The sequence below is a fragment of the Mucilaginibacter sp. SG564 genome (assembly GCF_013149275.1).
Taxonomy (GTDB): Bacteria; Bacteroidota; Bacteroidia; order Sphingobacteriales; family Sphingobacteriaceae; genus Mucilaginibacter.
In genome coordinates this window covers 625,195-645,821 of sequence record NZ_JABGNA010000001.1, presented here as the reverse complement: position 1 = coordinate 645,821, position 20,627 = coordinate 625,195, and the positions used below count along the sequence as shown (strand labels likewise).

Annotated in this window: 16 protein-coding genes and 1 pseudogene; 5 read left to right on the top strand and 12 right to left on the bottom strand. The window is 41.9% G+C overall.

Features of this window, described 5'->3' with window-relative positions:
* The first annotated feature begins 2 nt into the window (after positions 1-2).
* The 3 genes and pseudogenes from FHW89_RS02320 to FHW89_RS28760 all read left to right on the top strand — a co-directional run.
* A complete protein-coding gene (locus tag FHW89_RS02320; RefSeq protein ID WP_172333382.1) occupies positions 3-1,118 on the top strand; it encodes a lipopolysaccharide assembly protein LapB in 1,116 nt (371 codons plus the stop codon).
* A 7-nt stretch (positions 1,119-1,125) separates the two neighbouring features.
* Positions 1,126-2,385, top strand: coding sequence for a lipopolysaccharide assembly protein LapB (locus FHW89_RS02315; RefSeq protein WP_172333381.1), 1,260 nt, complete (start codon positions 1,126-1,128; stop codon positions 2,383-2,385).
* A gap of 346 nt (positions 2,386-2,731) precedes the next feature.
* A pseudogene (locus tag FHW89_RS28760) lies at positions 2,732-2,959 on the top strand (helix-turn-helix domain-containing protein); the annotation flags it as partial.
* An 8-nt stretch (positions 2,960-2,967) separates the two neighbouring features.
* Here FHW89_RS28760 and FHW89_RS02305 read toward each other — a convergent pair.
* The 6 genes from FHW89_RS02305 to FHW89_RS02280 all read right to left on the bottom strand — a co-directional run bounded on the left by FHW89_RS02305 (position 2,968) and on the right by FHW89_RS02280 (position 10,205).
* The gene (locus FHW89_RS02305; RefSeq protein WP_172333380.1) at positions 2,968-3,771 is read right to left on the bottom strand and encodes a DUF4249 family protein; all 804 of its coding nucleotides are present in this window, start codon (positions 3,769-3,771) and stop codon (positions 2,968-2,970) included.
* Complete coding sequence (locus FHW89_RS02300) at positions 3,768-6,683, bottom strand: TonB-dependent receptor (RefSeq protein ID WP_253952143.1); 2,916 nt, start codon at positions 6,681-6,683, stop codon at positions 3,768-3,770. Before FHW89_RS02300 ends, FHW89_RS02305 begins: the two co-directional genes overlap by 4 nt.
* 102 nt (positions 6,684-6,785) lie before the next feature.
* Positions 6,786-7,502: a LytTR family DNA-binding domain-containing protein gene (locus FHW89_RS02295; protein WP_216650448.1), complete on the bottom strand. Its 717-nt coding sequence runs from the start codon at positions 7,500-7,502 to the stop codon at positions 6,786-6,788.
* On the bottom strand, positions 7,499-8,527 hold the full coding sequence (locus FHW89_RS02290; protein ID WP_172333379.1) for a sensor histidine kinase: 1,029 nt from the start codon (positions 8,525-8,527) through the stop codon (positions 7,499-7,501). The genes FHW89_RS02295 and FHW89_RS02290 overlap by 4 nt, the downstream gene beginning before the upstream one ends.
* Positions 8,528-8,899: 372 nt before the next feature.
* On the bottom strand, positions 8,900-9,658 hold the full coding sequence (locus FHW89_RS02285) for a helix-turn-helix transcriptional regulator (protein WP_172333378.1): 759 nt from the start codon (positions 9,656-9,658) through the stop codon (positions 8,900-8,902).
* Between the two features lie 67 nt (positions 9,659-9,725).
* The gene (locus tag FHW89_RS02280) at positions 9,726-10,205 is read right to left on the bottom strand and encodes a thioesterase family protein (protein WP_172333377.1); all 480 of its coding nucleotides are present in this window, start codon (positions 10,203-10,205) and stop codon (positions 9,726-9,728) included.
* Between the two features lie 140 nt (positions 10,206-10,345).
* Between FHW89_RS02280 and FHW89_RS02275 the strand changes: the two genes are divergently transcribed.
* Both FHW89_RS02275 and FHW89_RS02270 read left to right on the top strand, forming a co-directional pair.
* Positions 10,346-10,729, top strand: coding sequence for a nuclear transport factor 2 family protein (locus FHW89_RS02275; protein WP_172333376.1), 384 nt, complete (start codon positions 10,346-10,348; stop codon positions 10,727-10,729).
* 176 nt (positions 10,730-10,905) lie between these two features.
* Entirely contained in the window at positions 10,906-13,281 is a 2,376-nt protein-coding gene (locus FHW89_RS02270; RefSeq protein WP_172333375.1) for an ABC transporter permease, read from the top strand.
* Between the two features lie 16 nt (positions 13,282-13,297).
* On the opposite strand, the gene FHW89_RS02265 is transcribed toward FHW89_RS02270, so the two are convergent.
* The 6 genes from FHW89_RS02265 to FHW89_RS02240 form a co-directional block, all read right to left on the bottom strand.
* A complete protein-coding gene (locus FHW89_RS02265; RefSeq protein WP_172333374.1) occupies positions 13,298-14,461 on the bottom strand; it encodes an MFS transporter in 1,164 nt (387 codons plus the stop codon).
* An 84-nt stretch (positions 14,462-14,545) separates the two neighbouring features.
* Positions 14,546-15,229 carry an HAD family hydrolase gene (locus tag FHW89_RS02260; RefSeq protein WP_172333373.1) on the bottom strand — a complete coding sequence of 228 codons (684 nt, stop codon included), beginning with the start codon at positions 15,227-15,229 and terminating at the stop codon, positions 14,546-14,548.
* Between the two features lie 35 nt (positions 15,230-15,264).
* Complete coding sequence (locus tag FHW89_RS02255; protein ID WP_172333372.1) at positions 15,265-16,287, bottom strand: zinc-binding dehydrogenase; 1,023 nt, start codon at positions 16,285-16,287, stop codon at positions 15,265-15,267.
* Between the two features lie 4 nt (positions 16,288-16,291).
* Positions 16,292-17,527 carry an aspartate aminotransferase family protein gene (locus tag FHW89_RS02250; protein WP_172333371.1) on the bottom strand — a complete coding sequence of 412 codons (1,236 nt, stop codon included), beginning with the start codon at positions 17,525-17,527 and terminating at the stop codon, positions 16,292-16,294.
* A gap of 571 nt (positions 17,528-18,098) precedes the next feature.
* Entirely contained in the window at positions 18,099-18,614 is a 516-nt protein-coding gene (locus FHW89_RS02245; RefSeq protein ID WP_172333370.1) for a hypothetical protein, read from the bottom strand.
* 149 nt (positions 18,615-18,763) lie between these two features.
* Positions 18,764-20,380: an RICIN domain-containing protein gene (locus FHW89_RS02240; protein ID WP_172333369.1), complete on the bottom strand. Its 1,617-nt coding sequence runs from the start codon at positions 20,378-20,380 to the stop codon at positions 18,764-18,766.
* Positions 20,381-20,627: the final 247 nt, after the last annotated feature.

Here is a 20,627-nt window from a genome sequence, read left to right as displayed (position 1 = left end):
ATATGGGTTACCGTAAAATTATCCTGGCGGTTATAATATCATCAATGACTACAACCTTTGCCTTTGCTCAAAGCGAAGCGCTAAAGGTTGTGGTTAATAATCTGGCTTACTATAAGCAAAAGAATGATCTGAAGTACCTGGCAGCGGCCAAAAAATCGGCTGATAGCCTGATCATTACCAAATCAGACACGGCCGATCTGGAAAAAAACACCTACCGGGCCCTGGTTAACGCGAGCATTCTGTATATCGATTCGCTCAATAAACTGGGTCAGCCGGATAAATTATTACCGGAAACTTCGACTTTAGTTGATAAACTTTCGGCAAATAAAAAGGAATACAAATTCCAGGCAGAAATTGATTATAGCAAGCGCTGCTTAGCCAATGTTTACATCCGTAAAGGATTTGAGTTTACCAATAATTCAGATTTCACCAAAGCCAGGGAAGCATTTGACAACGCACGCAAATATGCCCCCAACTTTAAACAAATTAATGATTATATAGCCTATTCAAACAATAAGGCTGGTAATTTAGTAGATGCAGCGAAATACTACAGCAGATTATTAGCGGTTGACAGTAATCGCGCCGAATACATTGAAACCGCTTCCAGTATTTATAAATCATTAGGAGATACCTCCAAAGCTTTAGAGATATTGCAAAAGGGGAGGAAGGTACTACCCAACGACCGCTTCTTGCTGCTCGATGAGGCAAACATTTACAACAACCAGAAAAATTACAAGGCCCTGGAGCCATTAATAGGCCCATTACTTGATATTAATGCAAATAACGCCGATATTGCATTTGTAGCGGCTAATTGCTATGATCATTTGAATAAATTTGATAAGGCGGAGTCACTTTATCTGCGTACAATTGAGTTAAACAGTTCTGCCTACGATCCCGCTTTTAATTTGGGCTTGCTTTATTTAAAACAAAGCGCCAATGCAAAGGAGGGGAGCGAGGATCAGGATATCGGTCGTGCTGTACAATGGCTTGAAAAAGCTAACGAAATATCCCCTAATAATGTACAGGGCTTAAAAGCGCTGCAACTGGTTTATACTAAAACCGGCAATAAAGATCAATTAGATAAAATAAACAGTAAACTAAAACAGTTAACAAACTAAATAAACTATGAAAATCAAACTTTTGATGGCGGGCCTGTTAGGCTTAGTTTCAGCAACAACGTTTGCACAAAAAGGTGAATTAAGCACTGCAAAAAGTGAATATGACAATTACGAAGGACTAAGGGGATCAAAAGCTACTTTAGCCGTTGCTACTAAAAGCCTTGGAACTGCCAAAACCTCTATAGACAAAGCTGCTGCTAATGAAAAAACAGCCAACTTACCACAAACTTTTGCTTTAAAAGGCGCCATTTATGCTGCGCTGGCCGTTCAGGATACTGTTGCTGCCACCTCATTACCTTTGTTTACAACTGCCGATGAGTCATTAAAAAAAGCCAAAGAACTGGATGCCAAAGGCGAAAACAAACAAGTAATTGATAACGCTTATTTAAACCTGGCTCAATACCAATTAACCAAAGGTGTTGCTGAATACGGTGCTCAAAAATATGATCAGGCGTACCGTTCATTTGATTACTACCGTACTGTTTTGCCTGAGGATACCAACGCTATTTACTACACAGGTTTAGCAGCAGCCAACGCTAAGAACTATGCAGCGGCAATTACCAATTATAACAAACTGGTAACCACCAAGTACTCCAAAAACGCGGGTGTTTATATGGACTTATCATCGCTTTATTTAGCTAATAAGGATACTACCAACGCTCTTAAATCAGTTAGCGAAGGTATAACCAAATATCCATCAAATACCGATCTGCGTAAAAGAGAGATTGAAATAAGCCTGCAAACCGGTAAAGAAAAAGAAGTGATTCAAAAAATACAAGCTGCTTTAACTGCCGATCCTAAAAACAAAACACTATACTACTACGCAGGTTTAACTTATTCACAAACTGCCGAAGCCATTATTAAAGAACAAGCCAAAGCAAAAGACGCTGCAGCCAAAAATACTTTACAGCAACAAAAAGTTGATAATTACACCAAGGCTGCAGACATGTACAAAAAAGCCCTGGAAATTGATCCAAACTACTTTGAGGCTAACCTGAACTTAGGTTACGTAATTTTAAACCCAGCCATTGACGCCTACAACGCGGCAAATAAATTACCTGCCAACAAACAAAAAGAATATGACGCGGCTATTAATAAAGCCAATGCACAATTCGACCTGGCAAAACCATACCTGGTGAAAGCCACAGAGTTAAATCCAAAATCAATTGACGCTTTAACAAACCTGAGAACTTACTACTTAGGTAAAAAAGATAACGTTAACGCAGAAGCAACCAAAAAGAAAATTGACGCGCTAAACGGTCAATAAGATATCATACAGGAGAGGGGCTTTTTATAAAAGCCTCTCTTTTTGATTTTATTACTTAACATAATGTTAATTATGTGAAAAAAATTCAATTACATTTTGACGAACCATTTTTAAAAACCTTCCAGAGCAAGCACCAGGTTAATTTAATAAGATTTAAATCTGATACATCCTTTTTACAGTTTGAGGATAATGAGCTGATCCCAAACTTTGTTCGGTCATTAACACCTTATTAATAATGCCGATGGCCAAATGGATAAAGCTTTTTTTGATGTAAAACGCGAAGAGCTGCTGCTTATATAAATTCAATGTAAGCGTTGAACGGTTCGCCTATTTAACCGGGCGAAGCTTATCGGCCTTTAAGCGGGATTTCAAATTCATCTTTAATCAAACACCCAACCGATGGCTGGTGGAAAAACGTTTACAGGAAGCTCATTTTTTAATTCAAAGCAAGCATGAAAAACCTTCCGAAATTTACCAGGACCTTGGGTTCGAAGCCCTGTCGCACTTTTCATTTGCTTTTAAAAAACTTTTTGGAGTAACGCCAACAGCATTAACCGGGCAACGGAATAACTAAATCCATCTTTAATATCGTAATATAAAACTCAAGGTATCTGATTGAAAAGCAGTGAAGATCCCTATGCCATTAACCACATTAGTTGGTGTATTGAGCAGGTTTTGGGAATTGGAACCAAGGGTATTGCTCTTTAACAGATCGGCATACTCCTGGTTCACACTGAGCAAAACCACCTGGAAATTACCGTAATAAGGAAAGCTGTCAGACTCTACGAAATACACCGATTTTCGATCTGCCTGCATTATAAATTGATATGATCCGCTATTGGATATAATGCCTGCCCGTAGCGGAAGCGTTGTTTTTTCGATATTATCAAATACCAGGACATGGTTGAGCGAATCGGGGTTATCCCAGGTAAATTTGTTCAATGTATCAATCTCTCCACGGGTTGTATTTTTATCATTCTCATAATAAACCTGGCCATATTGCGTCTGAAAATTTTGTGGTTTGTATGGCATTACGGTTTTCGCAGAAACTGTTTGTGACAAATATTTAAAGCTCAGGCTGTAAGTTTTGCCCGAAACCAGGAAGGTGCTATCATTCGAAGTGTACGTACCTTTTGTGGTTTCGGTCAACTGGATCTGCTTGCTTCCATCAGATATATAAAGCTGCTGCCCGGTTATTGCTGGGCCATAATTCGCGGTATCAGTCAACGATTTTTGCTGATACAGATTAACTGTAATGGGATGACCTGCTAAAAGGTAAGCCTGAACTACAGGTTGCCCTGTCGAATTGAGATTATTTTTCTTACATCCGGTCGTCACCATAAAGATGATACCGGTTAGCCAAATGAAATATAGGTTGCGTTTCATTTAAATCTTAAACTTAAAGTAATATTAGGTGTAAAGCCCAGGTAATCAACGTCGGTGCTCACCGCCGCGTTATTGCGAATAAAGTATTCCTTATACCAGGTATTCACGTGATTGTACACATTAAAAAGCGAGATACCGATGCTTCCTATTTTATCGCCGCTGATTTTCAGCAGGTCATAAGTAGCAGATAGGTCGAGCCGGTGATAATCTGGCAAACGCTCTGCATTTTTACCGCTCACATTAAAGTAAACGGTGCGGTTACCATCCACACCGGTAAGCGTATAGGTTGACAAAGGAGCAGTGTATGGATGCCCTGTACTGAATATAAATACTGCCGAAAAATTCCAGCGGTTATCATGATACATATTGATGGCTTTAAACTCGTGGCGTATGTCCTGATCGGCGGGATAATAATTATTACCATAAATGGCAAACTTATTCTCGGCATTCGCTAGTGTATAGCTCAACCAGCCGGTATATTGGCCCAGTTTTTTCTGAACGAGCACTTCAATACCCTTGGCACGTCCCGAACCTGTGTAAAAATCCTCGGTAACAGTGGGGTTACCCCCTCCCCGGCCGAAACCGGTTTGGGTAATGTTATATTGCGTTAAATCGGAGAGCCATTTGTAGTATCCTTCTACATCTATCAAAAATTGATCATTTTCATAAGCCACCCCTCCCATTAAATGACGCGACCGGCCAACAGGGATATCGTTATTATTGGATAAAACCCAAAAATTACGGTTGCCATTGGCAATATCATTGCGTGTTACCGAATTCATGAACTGGTAGAACTGCCCGGTAGCGAATTTAATCGTGTAATTATCATTTAAAACATAACTTGCCGACAGGCGTGGTTCTACATATACCTTACTGGTTGGGTTATAATAAGTGGCCCTAATCCCCGGCTGCACATGCAACGCGCTTGTAGGGTCATATTCGGCTTCCAGGTAACCACCTCCCGAGAAGGCACTATTGTGCTGATTGATCAGGTGTGAAGTATCATTTTGGATGTAATCATAGTTGATATGCTGAAAGGATGTAAAACCGCCATATAAAAGTTTGAAATTGTTATTCATTTCCCACACCCAATCTGATTTCAGGCCCACGTCTTTCAAATTATTATTCTCCACCGTACCGTTATTAAAACTCGTCTGGTTACCATTGCTATCGGTGGTGGTACCGGTTGTTGAGCGATTCCTGTCGTTGAAATAAGAAGAATAAGTTATATAGGTGTTGGAGTGTAATTGTTTATTCCATTGCCTGAACCATTTTAAACTGCTGGCCAGGTTGCCATATTTGGTATAGTCGGTAATATCTGGCGCGGTGCCGCCCAAAAAAGAAGGTAACTCAAGTTGCCGGCTATTATCAGTATTATCCTCACCTGAGTAAAAGCTCCAGGTAAATATGTCATTCTGATCTGCACGGTAATTGTATCGTACATCGGCATCATAAAAATGAGAAGCCGGTGTGGTTTGCTGACCGAATCCACCTCTTCCGCCACCGCCTGCCCCGCCGCCAAAGCCACCACCGGTAGATGTATTAAACTGGTGGAAGATCTTATCATAAAAAGGCCCCTGGTACGAGCGCCGGAATGTCATCAAAAGTGATGATTTATCGTTGATCGGCGTTTCCATGAATGCGTTTAAACTCAATAGGCTGACATCAACCCCGAAAGCGGCTTGTTTAGTATTACCATCCTTACCACTGATTTGCGTTACGCTGGAAAGGCGCCCCCCATATTGCGCGGAAAAACCGCCTTTAAACAGCTGTACTTCTTTTATCGCGTTGCTGTTGAAAGCACTGAAAAAACCGTAAAGATGGTCTACCTGGTAAATAGTAAAACCATCAAAGGTTACCAGGTTCTGATCAGGCGTGCCTCCCCGTACATATGCTCCTGAGGAGGATTCATTGGTTGCCCCTACTCCCGGCATGAGCTGGAAGGCACGCATTACATCCTTTTCGCCAAGGTTTGGCAATTTGTCAAGATTGGCCGGTGTAAGTTGTAGCACGCCAACCTTTTTAACATCGGTATTCATTACGCCACTTTTTTGCCCCATGATATTAACCTCATTTAACGTAGTGAGGGCTGGTAACAAGGAAAGTACTAAGGGCTTTTGAAGCAGATCGGGGTTGAGTTTGAAACTGTCTGGCTGATAGCCGGAATAAGAAACATCCAATGTGCAGGTATCTGCGGGTACATTAAATAAAGTAAAATTACCATCATTATTGGCAACAACCGTAAGATTGGTATTGCGCACCCGAACTGTTGCCGAGGGTAAAGCCAGGCCCGAGTTCATATCAGCTACTTTACCACTTACGGTAAGGTGCGAATTTGACTTAGTTTTATCAACCTGGCTAGCCTGTAACGACATCTTATTAGTTGATACAGCCTTTGATTTTTGACCCACACCTCCACCCTCTGCTGCCGGTGGTGAAGCATTCGCCTGCTTAAGTTTAGCGGCCTTTTGTTCGGCTTCATACATGGCGTCAAAACCCCGATCTTGTTCTACGGGCGTACCATCCGGGTTCTTGGATTTAAGAGCTGATTTTGGCGACTTCAGGGTTTTAGCCAATTGCTTCAGCCTTTGCATATCATCTACATCCTTTACAATAAACACGGTGCCACTGGCATCGGTCCAGTAGTGCAGGTTGAATTTTTTGCAGCAGAAACCGAGCACATCTTCTAAGGGCTCTTGAAAAAAGTGTTCCACCACATCATATCTATGCAGTGAATCGCGCTCAAAAACAATTTTTAACCCGTAATTAACAGAAATTGTATCCAGCAATTCATCAAAAGGACTGGATACAAATTTGTTGAGTGTATCCTTACGTAGTAATTGTTTGGTGTTTTGCGCGTTGGCATAACAGGTGCAAATTATCAGGAAGATCAGAAGTAACAGTTTTTTCATTCGCGGGCTGGTTACAGCAGGCAATTTGCAACCTATGCGCAGACGATAAAAATAAATGAGACCATCGGGCCGAATGTGTAGACAAGGGGCCCAATTGTGCGTTTACGCCAAAGCTTTCCCGGTCATTCTATCAATCATATCGCGGTAAGCATCGCTTAGCGGTAGCTCGCTGGTTAATGTTTTTATCTTACCCCTGCGAATATGCTGTACATAATCTACATTGATAATATACGATTTATGTACCCTGTAAAAACGTTCAGCCGGTAATTGAGCTTCCAGCGTTTTTATGCTCATTCGTGTGAGCAAGGGTTTGTCGGCACCTGTAAGGTGGATCTTCACATAATCTTTAAGGCCTTCTGCAAATTCAATCTTATCCAGGTTGATCTTAATCAGATTATAATCCGAATAAACAAAAAGATAATTGCGCGACTGTGCCGCAGGTAATATTTGCGCTGCTTGGCGTGTTTCCATAACGCGGTAAGCTTTCTGGCAGGCTCGCAGAAAGCGATCCATCGGAACAGGCTTGATCAGGTAATCCAGCACCTCTAAATCAAAGCCCTGCAGGGCAAAATGCTCATAGGCAGTCACAAAAATAATCATTGGCCGCACGGTCATACTGCTTACCATTTGCAAACCGCTGATCCCGGGCATCTGTATATCGCAAAAGATCAAATCTACCGGGTTATCTCTTAATATCCTGAGGGCATCTGCCGCGTTGCGCGCTTTTCCTGTTACCTGTATATAATCAACCTGCCGCAGGTTATCCTCTAACAGATCAAGCGCCAATGGTTCGTCGTCGATAATAAGGCATCGTATCATTTTAATTGCAATTGAAGGTGAATATTGTAGGTGCTGTTTAATTGTTGAATGTCCAAACGGTGTTTATTGGGATACAGCAGTGCAAGCCTGCGTTTAATATTGTTAAGTCCTATACCGTGATGTTCATCCTTATTAAGTTCAACCGGGTTGTATTGATTGGATACCCTGAAATCAAGCATGCGGTTGTCGGCTATCAGGCTGATCGCTATAGAAGGATTAGTAACATCGCCTGTGCCGTGTTTAAAAGCATTTTCAACAAAGGGAATAAGCAGCATGGGTTCAATTGTTTTTTCGGGCGAACCGATGTGCGCATCGAAATCTACCTGAACAGCAGAACCGAAACGGAGTTTTTGCAGTTGGATATAACTGTTCAGGTATTCCATTTTCCGCCCCAGCGTAATTCGTTCCTCATCAGATACATACAGCATGTAGCGCAATAATTGAGACAACTGTATAAGCGTAGGTTCAACAGCCGGGGGATTCAACCGGGATAATGCTACAACGCTGTTGATCACATTAAACATAAAATGCGGACTGATCTGCGAACGCAGAAAAGCGATCTCCGAAACCATGGTGGCATTAGCAATCTCCCCTTTTCTGGCCACATAGCGAAAATGATCGGTAAGATACCGGTAAGCAAAGCTGCCGGCGGTAATAGCTATCAGCGGCAAAATGAAAAAATTACGTCCCGGCGGTGGTCTGTGCCCCGCAAACATACCCGGTGGAAAAAAATTTCTTGGACGCATACAAGTAATCAGCACACTGGCCAATAAAAAGGTAAGGATCAATAGAAAAAAGAATATCCAGGGTTGCCTGTGCTCATTCAAATAAAAAGGTATAAGGATAAAGGCATTCAAATAAAAAACAACGGCAAGCAGTGTATTGATCAACACGATATGTTGAAACGGGATAAACCGGTGCGGTGTTGCAGAAAATAACGGCAGTAAAGTGATGAGCGCCCAAAAGAGCACATGCAGCAGCACCTCCAGCAATATGGCAGGTTTTATACGGCTTAAGTTAACCATCGGGAGTGAATCAGTTTTAGTTTTGGTATGGGAACGCACGTTAGCTGGCGAAATTATAGCTACTGTTGCCTACATACGTCAAAGTGAACTGATTTAACATTTTTTAACGTAAAACACAGTCAAAGAAACAGCTGTACAGATCTTAAAAATGATTATTTCTGCGATAATATTTTATCCCGCGTAGCCGTGGTGTATGCTTTTTGCATGTTGGTAGCTACAGGCAGTTGCTGTGCTGCAGCTCTTAATGTTACAAGTGACATGCAAATAACAAGTATTGGGAACTTAGTAATCATCTGTTGGTATTTCAAAAATAACGCTGATAATAAAGCAAGCGAATTTATAAGAATTATCAAATAACAGGTGTAGTTTATTTTAACGCGACTTAAATAAGGTTGCCAGTGTTGTTGGATCAAACCCTGAATATCGTTTAACTTCATTAGACAGATGCGCCTGGTCATAATAACCCATTTCATATGCAAGCTGTGAAAGGCCTTCTTTAAAATCTTTTTTACGAATCCTTTTCAAAACCTGCTGAAACCGGATCACTTTAATAAACTCCTTTGGACTAATCCCCATATGTTCATTAAACATACGCTCCAGGGTTCTGTTGGTGATGTGATGTTTTTTAGCCAGTTGATCTACCGTAATTTTCCCTTTATTGTTTTCTACAGTTTTAGCCAAAGAAATCAGGTTGCGGGTATCCTTGATTTTCCGGGTAAAGAAATCATCCAAACGATCGGTAACTTGAGCATCCACATCTAGCAGATCATACAGAAAACGATCCGGGAACTCTATAACTTCATCGGTAAGTTCTTGCAGTGGTAGTTTATAAAAGAATGCGAAACCGCCGGGCTTAAAACGGATGCCAATGAATATGCTGTTCGGCAAACGTTGAATAAGGCTTGAAGTGGTCATGGTGCCACCAAAGTAAATAGTACCGGGTAAAAGCGGTGTATTGTTAAGTAAAGGCCTGGTGCTACCCATATTAACAAAAATATCTGTAGTGCCATCCGCATATAACCGTACCTCTGTCGGCTGGTATAACGGTCCGGTTTCCATTATCCAATACGTATCTATAAAATCCCTCAGATGTTCAACCGGAGGAATTTCGACATACCTGAATGAGCTCATAAACAAACTTCCTACCCCTATCCTGAATAAAATTAACGATTTTTTGCCGCTCTTTCCAGGTTTTTAATTACGCTATTGCTCTTCGCATCAGGAAATTACGTCGTTCCTCAAAATTATTTTGTTCTACAGGCAACAATATGTTTTCCAATAATTCAGTAACTGCCGCAGGATGATTAGTGGCCTTTTGCGTTTGGGTGTTAAAATACACAAAGTTTGTCCATAGCATGGCCTTCAGTTTAGTTTTGCTTTCGTTCCACATACGCATTTCGATATGGACACTTTTGGGAGTGAAGGCGATCAGCTGTGATTCGATGAGTACATTTTCAATCACGTTTGCCGGGGTCAGGTAACATATCTGATTAGATACCACAATCCAGGCCTCACCCGTGGTTTTTAAATTTTCGAACACATCAAAATTGTAATTATCCAGTAAATGATCTTCGCGGGCATTAATGAAGTAATTAATATAACTGGCATTGTTTAAGTGATTAAATGGGTCACAATCCTGAAACCGGATCTTGTAGCTGGAGCTTAATATTTTTTCCATGATATTTTTATAACTACCTGCAAAAGAAAGCATCAGGAATAAGAATGATTTGGAAAAATACGACAAAATGATTTTTCCAGGGCGATAATCATCGTTGCAGTTATTTTCCTTATTTTCAAGCAACTTAATTACAGACACCCATGGAAGAAGAACAAATACTTGATGCCCTGAATGCGCACTGGCGCGCGTCGGCAGTTGGTGATATAAACGCGGAACATGATATTTATGCAGACGATGCCATTTGTGACTATCCCCAATCGGGCGAGCGCATCCTTGGCCGAAGTAATTTACAAGCCTTGCGGAGCCATCATCCGGGTAAACCATCGGGTTTCCATATTAAGCGAATGCTGGGACAAGGCGATCTTTGGATCACCGAATATACCATCACCTACCAGGAGCAATCGGCATACACGGTGAGCATTATGGAGTTCAGCAATGGTAAAGTGGTACACGAGACACAGTATTTCGCCGATGCTTTCGAAGCACCTGCCTGGCGAAGCCAATGGGTTCGGCAACTCCCTTAAAACTTTACAATACTTTGCAGGAAAGTTTCTGTTCGGCAACGTACAGCAACTGTAACATTTCCGAACAATTGAGCTTTTATATGAGTTATAAATCACTAATAATCAATATATTATAATAAAGGCACGTTATTGGCATACTTGAGGTAGTATCGACACATTTTAAAACCGGCCGCACCATGATCAAAACATACTTTAAGCTTGCTTACAGGAATATCGTTAAGGATAAAGCCTATTCCATTTTAAATATAACAGGTTTAGCCATAGGCCTGGCATCAAGTATTTTAATCTTACTTTGGGTACAAAACGAATTAAGCTACGACAAGTCCCATAAAAATGCCAACCAGATCTATCGCATCAATAACGATTTTGGTGATTCAAAAACCGCGGCAAGTTCTGCAGGCATGCCTGCCGGTTTGAAAGCGGAAATGCCAGTTATTAAAAATACAGTTCGTTTACAACCAGCTTTTCCTTCTGTTTTATTTGAAGTGGATAACAAAAAATTCCAGGAAGAGCGTGCGTTTTATGCCGATCCGAGCTTTATGGATGTGTTTTCTTTTCCGTTAGTGAAGGGCGATCGTACCCAAGCATTAAATCAGGTTGATGGCGTTTTAATAACGCAGGAAATGGCCACAAAATACTTCGGCAACGAAGACCCTATTGGGAAGATAATAAGAAAAGACAATAAAGAAAACGTGGTTGTAACCGGTGTTTTGGCCAATATCCCTGCCAACTCCGATCTGCAATTTGATTTTATTCTTCCAATGGCCTCATTAGCCAGGACGAATAATGATTTAAAAAATAGCGTGTGGACTAATTTTAATTTTTATGACTATGTTCTGTTAGATAAAAACTTCGATCCTTCCCCAGCCAATTTATCAAAACTGGAAAAGCAAATTGACCAGATATCGCTAAAACATACCCCGGGAATCGAAGTAAAAGCTTCTTTTCAATTGGCACCTCTAACCAAGATCCACCTGGCACCCGAAAGATTGGGCGATTCGCCGGGCCATGGAAACGCGCAATATGTAAGCATCTTTTTTATTATCGCTGTTTTGATATTGGTAGTAGCCTGCATTAATTTCATGAACCTGGCTACCGCAAGGTCGGCCCGCCGGGCTAAAGAAATTGGTTTACGTAAAGTGGCCGGTGCTGTACGTGGGCAACTGATCTTCCAGTTTTTAAGTGAATCGGTATTTATTTCTTTTGTGTCCTTATTGCTTGCGCTCGGGATCGTTATTTTATTCCTGCCTGTATTTAATGAACTGGCCAACAGAAAACTCAGTATTGATGTGTATGATGTGAAGCTCTGGTTAAGTCTGTTTGGTATTGCCCTGTTAACCGGGCTTATCTCTGGCAGCTACCCTGCCTTATTCCTTTCGGGCTTTAACCCGGTTAAAGTACTCAAAGGCAATGTAAAATCAATGGGGGGCAATTTATTGTTTCGCAACGCCCTGGTTGTAATCCAGTTCATGGTTTCTATTGTATTACTGGTTGGCACCGTAGTTATTTACAACCAGCTTAAATTTATCCGCGAACGAAACCCCGGCTTTGAAAAGGCTAATCTTTTGTATATACCCGTAACCGGAGACATCTGGAGCAAGAAGCAAGCCTTAAAAAACGAATTAAATGCCAACCCGCTTACCAGCGATTTTTCTATCATTACCGATCTGCCCACCAACCTCGGCGGCTGGACAATGAGCGTTGACTGGCCCGGCAAAGATCCCCGCGCCCAAACAATTTTCCCGGTAATGGGTGTGGACGAGGATTTTACCCATACATTCAGGATGAAGATGATAGCGGGCCGCAGCTTTTCAAGGGCCTTTAAAACCGATTCAGCTAACTACCTGGTTAACGAAAAAATGCTGAGCATTATGGGCTTAAAGCCTAATGCTGCAATAGGTAAACCATTAACACTTTGGGGCAACAAGGGTACTATCATTGGCGTGGTGAAAGACTTTAATTTTAAACCGATCCAGCAAGCTATAGAGCCATTGGTTATGCCGTTTAATAAAAATGGCAGCTTTATAGTAGTACGAACATTGCCCGGCAAAACCAATGCTACCATAAAGGCATTATCAACCATAAGCCAGGAACTTAACCCGGCCTACCCTTTCAAATTTGATTTTCTTGACCGGGATCTGGCTAACCTTTATAAAGGCGAACAACAAATGGGCGAAATTTTTAACCTGTTTGCCGCATTGGGTATTTTTATCTCCTGCCTGGGTTTATACGGCTTATCTGCCTTTATGGCCGAGCAGCGCACCAAAGAGATTGGTGTACGCAAAGTGCTGGGTGCATCGGTATTAAGCCTTGTTTATTTATTAGCTTCTGGCATCACCAGGCTTATCCTGATAGCCATAGTTATAGCTATACCACTTTCCTGGTACGCTGTGAACACCTGGCTAACGGGTTTTGCCTATCATATCCATGTAGGCTGGCTGGTATTCATCATAGCATCGGTATCTGCATTGGCAATTGCATGGCTTACGGTTAGCTATGAATCTGTAAAAGCAGCCGTTGTTAACCCTATCAAGAGCTTGCGGACAGAGTAATGATATGATGCAACCATCATATCATCTTTTTAATTTGTGAAGCCATAAACGTAGTACCCAGGCCTAATAATGCGATCAGTGTGAAAGACCAGCGTAAATTTGTTGCTTGCGCGATAAAACCGATCAACGGTGGCCCTATCAGGAAACCCAGAAAACCGACTGTTGATACTGCCGCAATGGCAATACCCGGCGCCAATGTTTTTGATTTACCTGCTATGGCCAATACCAATGGCACTACCGATGATACGCCTATCCCTACCATTAAAAAACCAGCTGTAGCCGCGTATATGTTAGGAAACAGAACCGCAAGCAATAAACCTGTTGTACTGATCACACCGCTGCATTGCAAAATCCTGCTCACACCATATTTGGTTACCAGGCCATCGGCGGTAAACCGGCCCATAGCCATGGTGGCCATAAAGGCTACGCTGCCTACGGTGGTTAAGGTTTCTGGTACGGTGACTACTTTCTGGAAATAAACGCCGCTCCAGTCAAACATCGTTCCTTCGGTTATCAGGCTCGCGAAAGCGATGAAACCCAGTTTCAGTATATTATAATCGGGCTTGGCAAACAGCGGTTGCGATTCTGAGGCTTCATCCTCGGGCAACAGGTTTTTAAAGGAGATCAATACCATGATCCAGCAGAGTACAGCAATAATGATATAATGCATCCAAAGCGGCCATCCCAGGTTTATAGCCAGCGTACCTATAGCCACGCCACTAAAACCGGCCAAACTCCATAAACCATGAAAGGATGCCATGATAGACCGGCCATATAATGATTCGATGCCTACTGCCTGGGTATTCATGGCTACCTCAAAAACATTATTCAAAAAGCCAAAGCAAAACAACACGATAACCAGCTGCCATATATGTGTTATCAAGCCAATCATACATAAAACCAGTGGAAAAAGTATGCCAGCGGCTATCAGTACCCGGCGACTTTTATACTTGGTTACCATCCAGCCCGAAATAGGTAAACTGGTGAGCAGCCCTATGGGCAAAGCAAATAATACGCTGCCCAGCTCAGCATTGTTCAAACTAAAAAATGCTTTCAGATCATGTATGCGGCAGGTCCAGCTGGAATAGGTTAAACCGCAGATAAAGAAAAATATACAGGTAGCAACGCGATGCGAACGCTTGATATCAATAGATGAAGTGGATACTGGTGATGACAACATACATTTATTTAAAAGCCCGGGGGCGGTAGTAAAATTACCTGTCCGGAATATCGGTTATTCCAGACAGGTATTATCCATTAAGTATTAAGCAGGCACAGCCTGGTTCCAGAGGTGCTGATGAATTTCATCATAATCGTCCAGTTTTACAATATGGCTGATCTCGGCCAGTTTTTTATTGTTGATACCGATAAAGCGGATCCCCAACTGTTTCGTGGCTTCATAATCCCAGCGACCATCGCCTACATAAACAATATCGTTCTTGGGTACTTCTATGTTATGCTGTTCGTTCATCTGCCTGATGGTATTGCCAATAATATCGCGCCTGGCTTTGGCATCCTGAGCAAAAGAAGTAGCAACACAACCTTCCAGATTGATACCGGCACAACGCAGCTTAAATAAAGCCGACTCACGCCAGCCACCCGTAGCCAAGCCAATACTTATCCCCTCTTGCCCACAAAGCGTATTGAAAATCTGGGCGGCTTTGGGTATTTCTTTCATGCAATGCTTTTCCTGCGCATAAGCCGCTTTTAACAAATTACAAAAATGACTGATAAAGCTTTCCCGTTCTGCATCGGTATAGGTACGCTGATGCTGTTCCTGGAATAATTGATCAATAATACCAGAATCGGTGGTATTTACATAATGACCGTAATTGGTTTCAAAGCCTTTGAATCCAAAAACATCTTCCAGGGCCCGTGTAAAACAACGATCGTCAACCTCTGTCGTATCGGTTAAAGTTCCGTCGATATCAAAAATAATGTATTTCATGGTTTGATTTTTAATAGGGTATTAACTAAACTGAATTAAATGGTGATCACCGATTTTAAGCTCGAAATATTATTGCTGCGCTCACGCGTGCCCACGTTAACACCTAAATGCTCAATGGCCAGCTTAAAATCATCCAGGTTATAATCATTGGTGATGATCTTTTCCAGACCCATGCGTCCGCCATTGATCATATCCACCGCATGTTTAAAAGTGTCCATAGAGTCAATAGAACCAATAATGGAAATACTGCGATCGGCTATCTCCCTTGGGTTAATGGTTTGCTGGTTATTACGCAGCCCCATCATGGATATTTTACCGCCATCGGCAATAGCCTGCATTGATTTTTCCAATAAGGAACCTGTAGTATCGATGATCAGGTCGTATTGATTTTTTTGGGGGATAAAGGCCGGTTCAATTTTCCAATGTTTGGATAATACATTGTTATCCTCTATCAGTTTGATCCTTTGGCGCGATGCTTCATAGATCACCCCTTCTTGTACACCATGCTGGGTAAGGGCCATATAAAACAGTAAACCTATCGGGCCGCCACCCAAAATGGCCGTGCGCATAAAAGGTGTTACTGCCAACTTTTTTACTGCTGTGAGTACACAGCTCAATGGTTCAGACATGGCGCCTTGTTCAAAAGGGATATTGTCATTAAGCGGGTAAATGAAGTGTTTGGTAGTTTTAAAATATTTGGTAAAAGTACCATCGATAGATACACCCGCTTCGGTACTCGATTTATGCAGACAGTGGTTACGCTGCCCCCTGCGGCAGTTTTCGCAATAACCGCAAAAATAAGTTGGGTCGATGATCACGCGCTGGCCCTCGAAGCAGTTATCAACCCCGCTCCCCTTGGCTACAATAATACCGGCCGATTCATGCCCGATGATCACACTGGGTTTGGCGTTATACTCGCCCGAGATGATACTCAGGTCGGTACCACAAATACCCGTCGCTTTAATTTCTACGATCACCTCATCTGGCAAGGTAATTTCCGGTTCTGCTTTGTCCTGAATATCAATATCCCAGGCTCCGCTGTACACAATTGCTTTCATGTTTTTATATCTGACTAAAAATTTTATTTAAACGCGAATAGATCTCTTCAATATCATCAACAGTGGCGGTAAGTGCCGGGCGGACTTTTACCACATTGCCAAAACCATAGCGGGAGCTTCGTAAAATGAGGCTATGATTTTCAAAAGCAGCATCAATGATCTTGTTGGTTAGATCCGGATTGGGAGCACCATCCTTATCGATGATCTCCAGGCCCCACATATACCCGATGCCCCGTACATCGCCAATAATACGCGGATAATTTTCCTTCAGCTTATTCAGTAAGTCGCCCAATATGATGCCAGTGCTGCGTACGTTTTCCAGGAAACCTTCGCGGGATACCACTTCCATGGTTTTTTGCGAAGCGGCCAGCGACAAAAGATTACCGCCCGAGGTATAAGAATGCTCGAACTTTTCCAATACAGCATATTCCGGCTTATACAGAATGGCGGCTGCCGGGATACCAATGCCACCCAGCCCCTTGGCCAGTGTAATGATATCGGGCTTAATATCATAATGTTCGCTGGCAAACATGTGGCCGGTACGTCCTATACCTGTCTGCACTTCGTCGGCAATGAGGGTGATATCCAGCTCATCGCATATCTGCCGTACTTTTTCAAAATAACCTTCCGGTGGGATAATATTGCCCCCATTGCCCAATATAGGTTCCATCACCATCGCCGATACACTGCCCGAGCTGCCATATTCCACATAATCATAAATAGCCTCGGCGCACAAAAAGCCACATTTACCCGGACCTTTAGCCGAGAATGGGCAGCGGTAGCAATAAGGGGCCGGCACAATGGCGTTTTTAGTAGAAATAGTATTGGAAAAAGACTTCCGCCTAAATGCGTTGCCCGAAATATTGGTGGTATACAATGTTTGCCCATGATGTGAAAGCGAAAGGCTAACCACTTCATTTTTGCCATTAAATTTGTTTGCGATCTTCACCGCGCCCTCATTTGCCGTTGAACCGATAATGTCGCGCATCCAGCCATCGGTGATATGCTCCGGCGCTTCGTCCAGAATGCGGTCAAGGACCTCTTGCGCCAGCTCTGCCGTAAACGCCGATGATACATGGATCAAATTTTCAACCTGTTGTTTAAGTACCTCTACCAGTTCGGGGTGACTGTAGCCCAGTGAGAGGTTAAATGTTCCTGAAGCCCCGTCTATGTACTCTTCATTTTCGGGTGTGTAGAGGCGAATGCCACTACCTTTTGTAAAAGTGACGTTGTTGGACATGTTTTTAATGTTTGGTTAGATAAATTGGTTTTTATAAGCTTTTAGTTCATTATTTATTAGGCAATACTATTCCATATGGCTATTTTTCAGTGCCATAAACAAATAAGTAGGAATATATTATCCTATAATAACTTAATAAAACGTTTTATTAGGTAAATAATAAGCGCAATGTAGGATATTTTTATATAAAGTCAAGAGATTTTGTATTTCTTTTAGATTAATAAATAATGAACTTTACTTTCTCATGAAGAAATTTTATTGACATAAATAAAAATTAATTCATTTAATCGATTATAAACCAGTCATTTTAATAATATAAATTACTTTATAAGGTACATGATCTACAATACGCGTTATTACCTACAGGTATTATAATATCAAAAACACATATATAAACCCAGGCAGATTTATAATGAAAAGTAATACCGGCACCTTCTGCGCGGAACATTTTGAATTCAAAACCACATACAAAAAAAAGGCTTTCGTCATACTGACAAAAGCCCTTCGATATCTCACAAAAAAAGCCTGAAGTTATTTCAGGCTTTTTTGTTAAAAAATTTCATCAATAATTTTAATCATCATGTCCATGATGTTTATCATGACCATGACCTCTGTCATCGTCACGGTCTTTTTTCCAACCTTTATCTTTTTTATACCAGCCTTTGTGTTTACCGTTATCCCAATGATTACGATATTTCTCTTCTTTGCTATCACGGATGATCACCTGATCGCGTCTGCCACGATAACCGGCATACCTGGTCCTGTAAATATTGTTCCTCAACCATGGATCCCGGTCATTGATCACCACTTTATACCCCCGGTACACATCGTAGTTGCGATACCTTACCGGTAATGTTACCGTACGTACCCATGCATTATTTTGATAATAAATATATTGGTGCGTTGGAACCGAGTAATAAGCATCAATATCGGGCATGTAATAGTATTCGGCATGATCATAACCAACTGGCCCCCATTCTGGCTGACTACCAATGTTTATGCCTAAACTCACATTAATTTGAGCACTGGCTATTTTGAATACGAAGCAGTTTACTAATAAAGCTGCGGCAAAAATTATTTTTTTCATCTTACAGGATATTTATACAGTACGACAGCATTACATTCAATTGGTTTAATTTGTTTTGTCTGCAGGCGCAAGACATTACACTTTTTAAAGTGCAAAAAGGCGTATTTCTGTATTAAGATACGCCTTTTTTGCAATATTAAATAATAATTCTAATTAATCTTTTCAAACCGCCATTGTTGCGCGCCACCCCCGTTATCTGTATAAATCTCGACATTGTTATTGGCATCGGTTCCGCTGGTAACATCCAAACATAGTGTTGGCGCATTGGCCGGCTGTAGTTTATAATAACCCGAGCCCACACTCACTACTTTCCATTTCTGCGCGTTGGAACTCACATCGCTGGAAATATCTACATTGGTACCTGATGCAGTACCACCACCTGTAACATTAAGCACTTTGCCGGGAGCATTTTGCGGAGCCAACTTATAATAGCCATTACCCTGGCTGGTTACCTGCCAGCGTTGGTTGTTGGTATTGCCATCGGTATAAACCGCCACATTGGTACCATCGGCGGTGCCGCTGCCGGTTACGTCCAGGTTGCGTCCTGGTGCACAAGCGGCTTTCAGCTCGTATACACCATCGGTCAGAGCAGTTGTCTGATCAAAATTAAAATTGATCACGGGAAGATTATTGGCAAAAGTATATAAATAGCCAACTGTGCTCCTGTTGCCATTACCCATGATGAGGGATATAAACAACTCATAGTCGCCGGTAGTTTTCTGCAGCTCTGAAATAGGCATGGATACCGTAAATGAATTTCCAGTTGGATTAACCGACCAGGCTACTGCATCGTAATTATTATTGGGCTCACCATAGGCAGGTCCGGGATCCTGGTAAACATTTACCGCGGTTATAACATCGGTAGTTGTAAACGTTCCGGAAACTATAAAATTGCCATTGCTAACGCTTCCGTTCAACGATGTGAGTGATGCCGATGATGTATTGTAAAATGTTTTTACCGTTTTTGAGAATACCTGGCAATTATTCAGGATGGCACTACCTGCCCGGTTTATAAATGTTGGTGCCGAACCCAGTGTATAATTTCCAGAGCCCATCAGGTTGGTACCCAAAGTTGAATGCTCTGTATTTGTTTCGTGCGAGTGTGGCAGGTTTAGACCATGACCCAATTCGTGCATCATACCACCAAACCACTTGGTAAGCAGGTTGCCGTCAGTTGTAGCCTGGCCCATATACTGGATGTCAAATTTGGCGTAATCCAGTGCATAGCAAAATCTGCCGGTTCCGTAAAAAGGTACATCGGCAGCATTAATATCCGGCACCGGCATAATAACCAGGTAATGATCGCTTGCTTTGAGGCTTGGGTTAGCTGTAAAATAACTATTGATCTCCTGTTCCACCGTACCTTTATTACTATAGGTATAGGAACTCGCCGGACTTTGCCCGTTGATAATTACAATACGAACAGATGAGGTATCGGCTGTTTTTACAAACAACCCGAATGTGGAGTTATAACCATTACGGATCATGTTTGAACGGTAAAACTCCTGCCCCCAGCGCAATAATTTACTCAAACGGGTCTGGTAACCGTTGATCGCTGTACGGTCTGATGGCACAAAATAAACTACATTCAAACTGTAAGCATTCTCCGACGAATAATCGCCGCTTACCACTCTGGGTTGTGTGTTGGATCCCGTCTTGTTTGCTTCGTTTGGTGATTTACTAACCAGGTCTTTTTTGCAGGAGCATGCCAGGGCAACCCCACATAATAATACAATTGTTGTGAATTTGTTTAACCTCATTTTCATAGTGATTGTGGTAATTTAATTGGTTTGTTATTATTTGATAGATATTATTATAGAAAGGCGCGACCCTACAAACCAATGGATACCTAAAACCCACCACATACCTCACCAGGAACCGAGCCTTAGCGCCCGATCAAATTCAGCATCTGAAAGCAAAAGCATGCTTTCGACACATCATTACAATTAATTAATATTCAGTTATTTATTGGCTTGTGTCAACAAGATAAATATTAAATGTTCGGGAAACATT

Excerpts from the sequence above, each read along its gene's own strand:
- FHW89_RS02320 (WP_172333382.1), top strand. The coding sequence starts at position 3 with ATGGGTTACCGTAAAATTATCCTGGCGGTTATAATATCATCAATGACT.
- FHW89_RS02315 (WP_172333381.1), top strand. The coding sequence starts at position 1,126 with ATGAAAATCAAACTTTTGATGGCGGGCCTGTTAGGCTTAGTTTCAGCA.
- FHW89_RS02305 (WP_172333380.1), bottom strand. The coding sequence starts at position 3,771 with ATGAAACGCAACCTATATTTCATTTGGCTAACCGGTATCATCTTTATG.
- FHW89_RS02300 (WP_253952143.1), bottom strand. The coding sequence starts at position 6,683 with ATGAAAAAACTGTTACTTCTGATCTTCCTGATAATTTGCACCTGTTAT.
- FHW89_RS02295 (WP_216650448.1), bottom strand. The coding sequence starts at position 7,502 with ATGATACGATGCCTTATTATCGACGACGAACCATTGGCGCTTGATCTG.
- FHW89_RS02290 (WP_172333379.1), bottom strand. The coding sequence starts at position 8,527 with ATGGTTAACTTAAGCCGTATAAAACCTGCCATATTGCTGGAGGTGCTG.
- FHW89_RS02285 (WP_172333378.1), bottom strand. The coding sequence starts at position 9,658 with ATGAGCTCATTCAGGTATGTCGAAATTCCTCCGGTTGAACATCTGAGG.
- FHW89_RS02280 (WP_172333377.1), bottom strand. The coding sequence starts at position 10,205 with ATGGAAAAAATATTAAGCTCCAGCTACAAGATCCGGTTTCAGGATTGT.
- FHW89_RS02275 (WP_172333376.1), top strand. The coding sequence starts at position 10,346 with ATGGAAGAAGAACAAATACTTGATGCCCTGAATGCGCACTGGCGCGCG.
- FHW89_RS02270 (WP_172333375.1), top strand. The coding sequence starts at position 10,906 with ATGATCAAAACATACTTTAAGCTTGCTTACAGGAATATCGTTAAGGAT.
- FHW89_RS02265 (WP_172333374.1), bottom strand. The coding sequence starts at position 14,461 with ATGTTGTCATCACCAGTATCCACTTCATCTATTGATATCAAGCGTTCG.
- FHW89_RS02260 (WP_172333373.1), bottom strand. The coding sequence starts at position 15,229 with ATGAAATACATTATTTTTGATATCGACGGAACTTTAACCGATACGACA.
- FHW89_RS02255 (WP_172333372.1), bottom strand. The coding sequence starts at position 16,287 with ATGAAAGCAATTGTGTACAGCGGAGCCTGGGATATTGATATTCAGGAC.
- FHW89_RS02250 (WP_172333371.1), bottom strand. The coding sequence starts at position 17,527 with ATGTCCAACAACGTCACTTTTACAAAAGGTAGTGGCATTCGCCTCTAC.
- FHW89_RS02245 (WP_172333370.1), bottom strand. The coding sequence starts at position 18,614 with ATGAAAAAAATAATTTTTGCCGCAGCTTTATTAGTAAACTGCTTCGTA.
- FHW89_RS02240 (WP_172333369.1), bottom strand. The coding sequence starts at position 20,380 with ATGAAAATGAGGTTAAACAAATTCACAACAATTGTATTATTATGTGGG.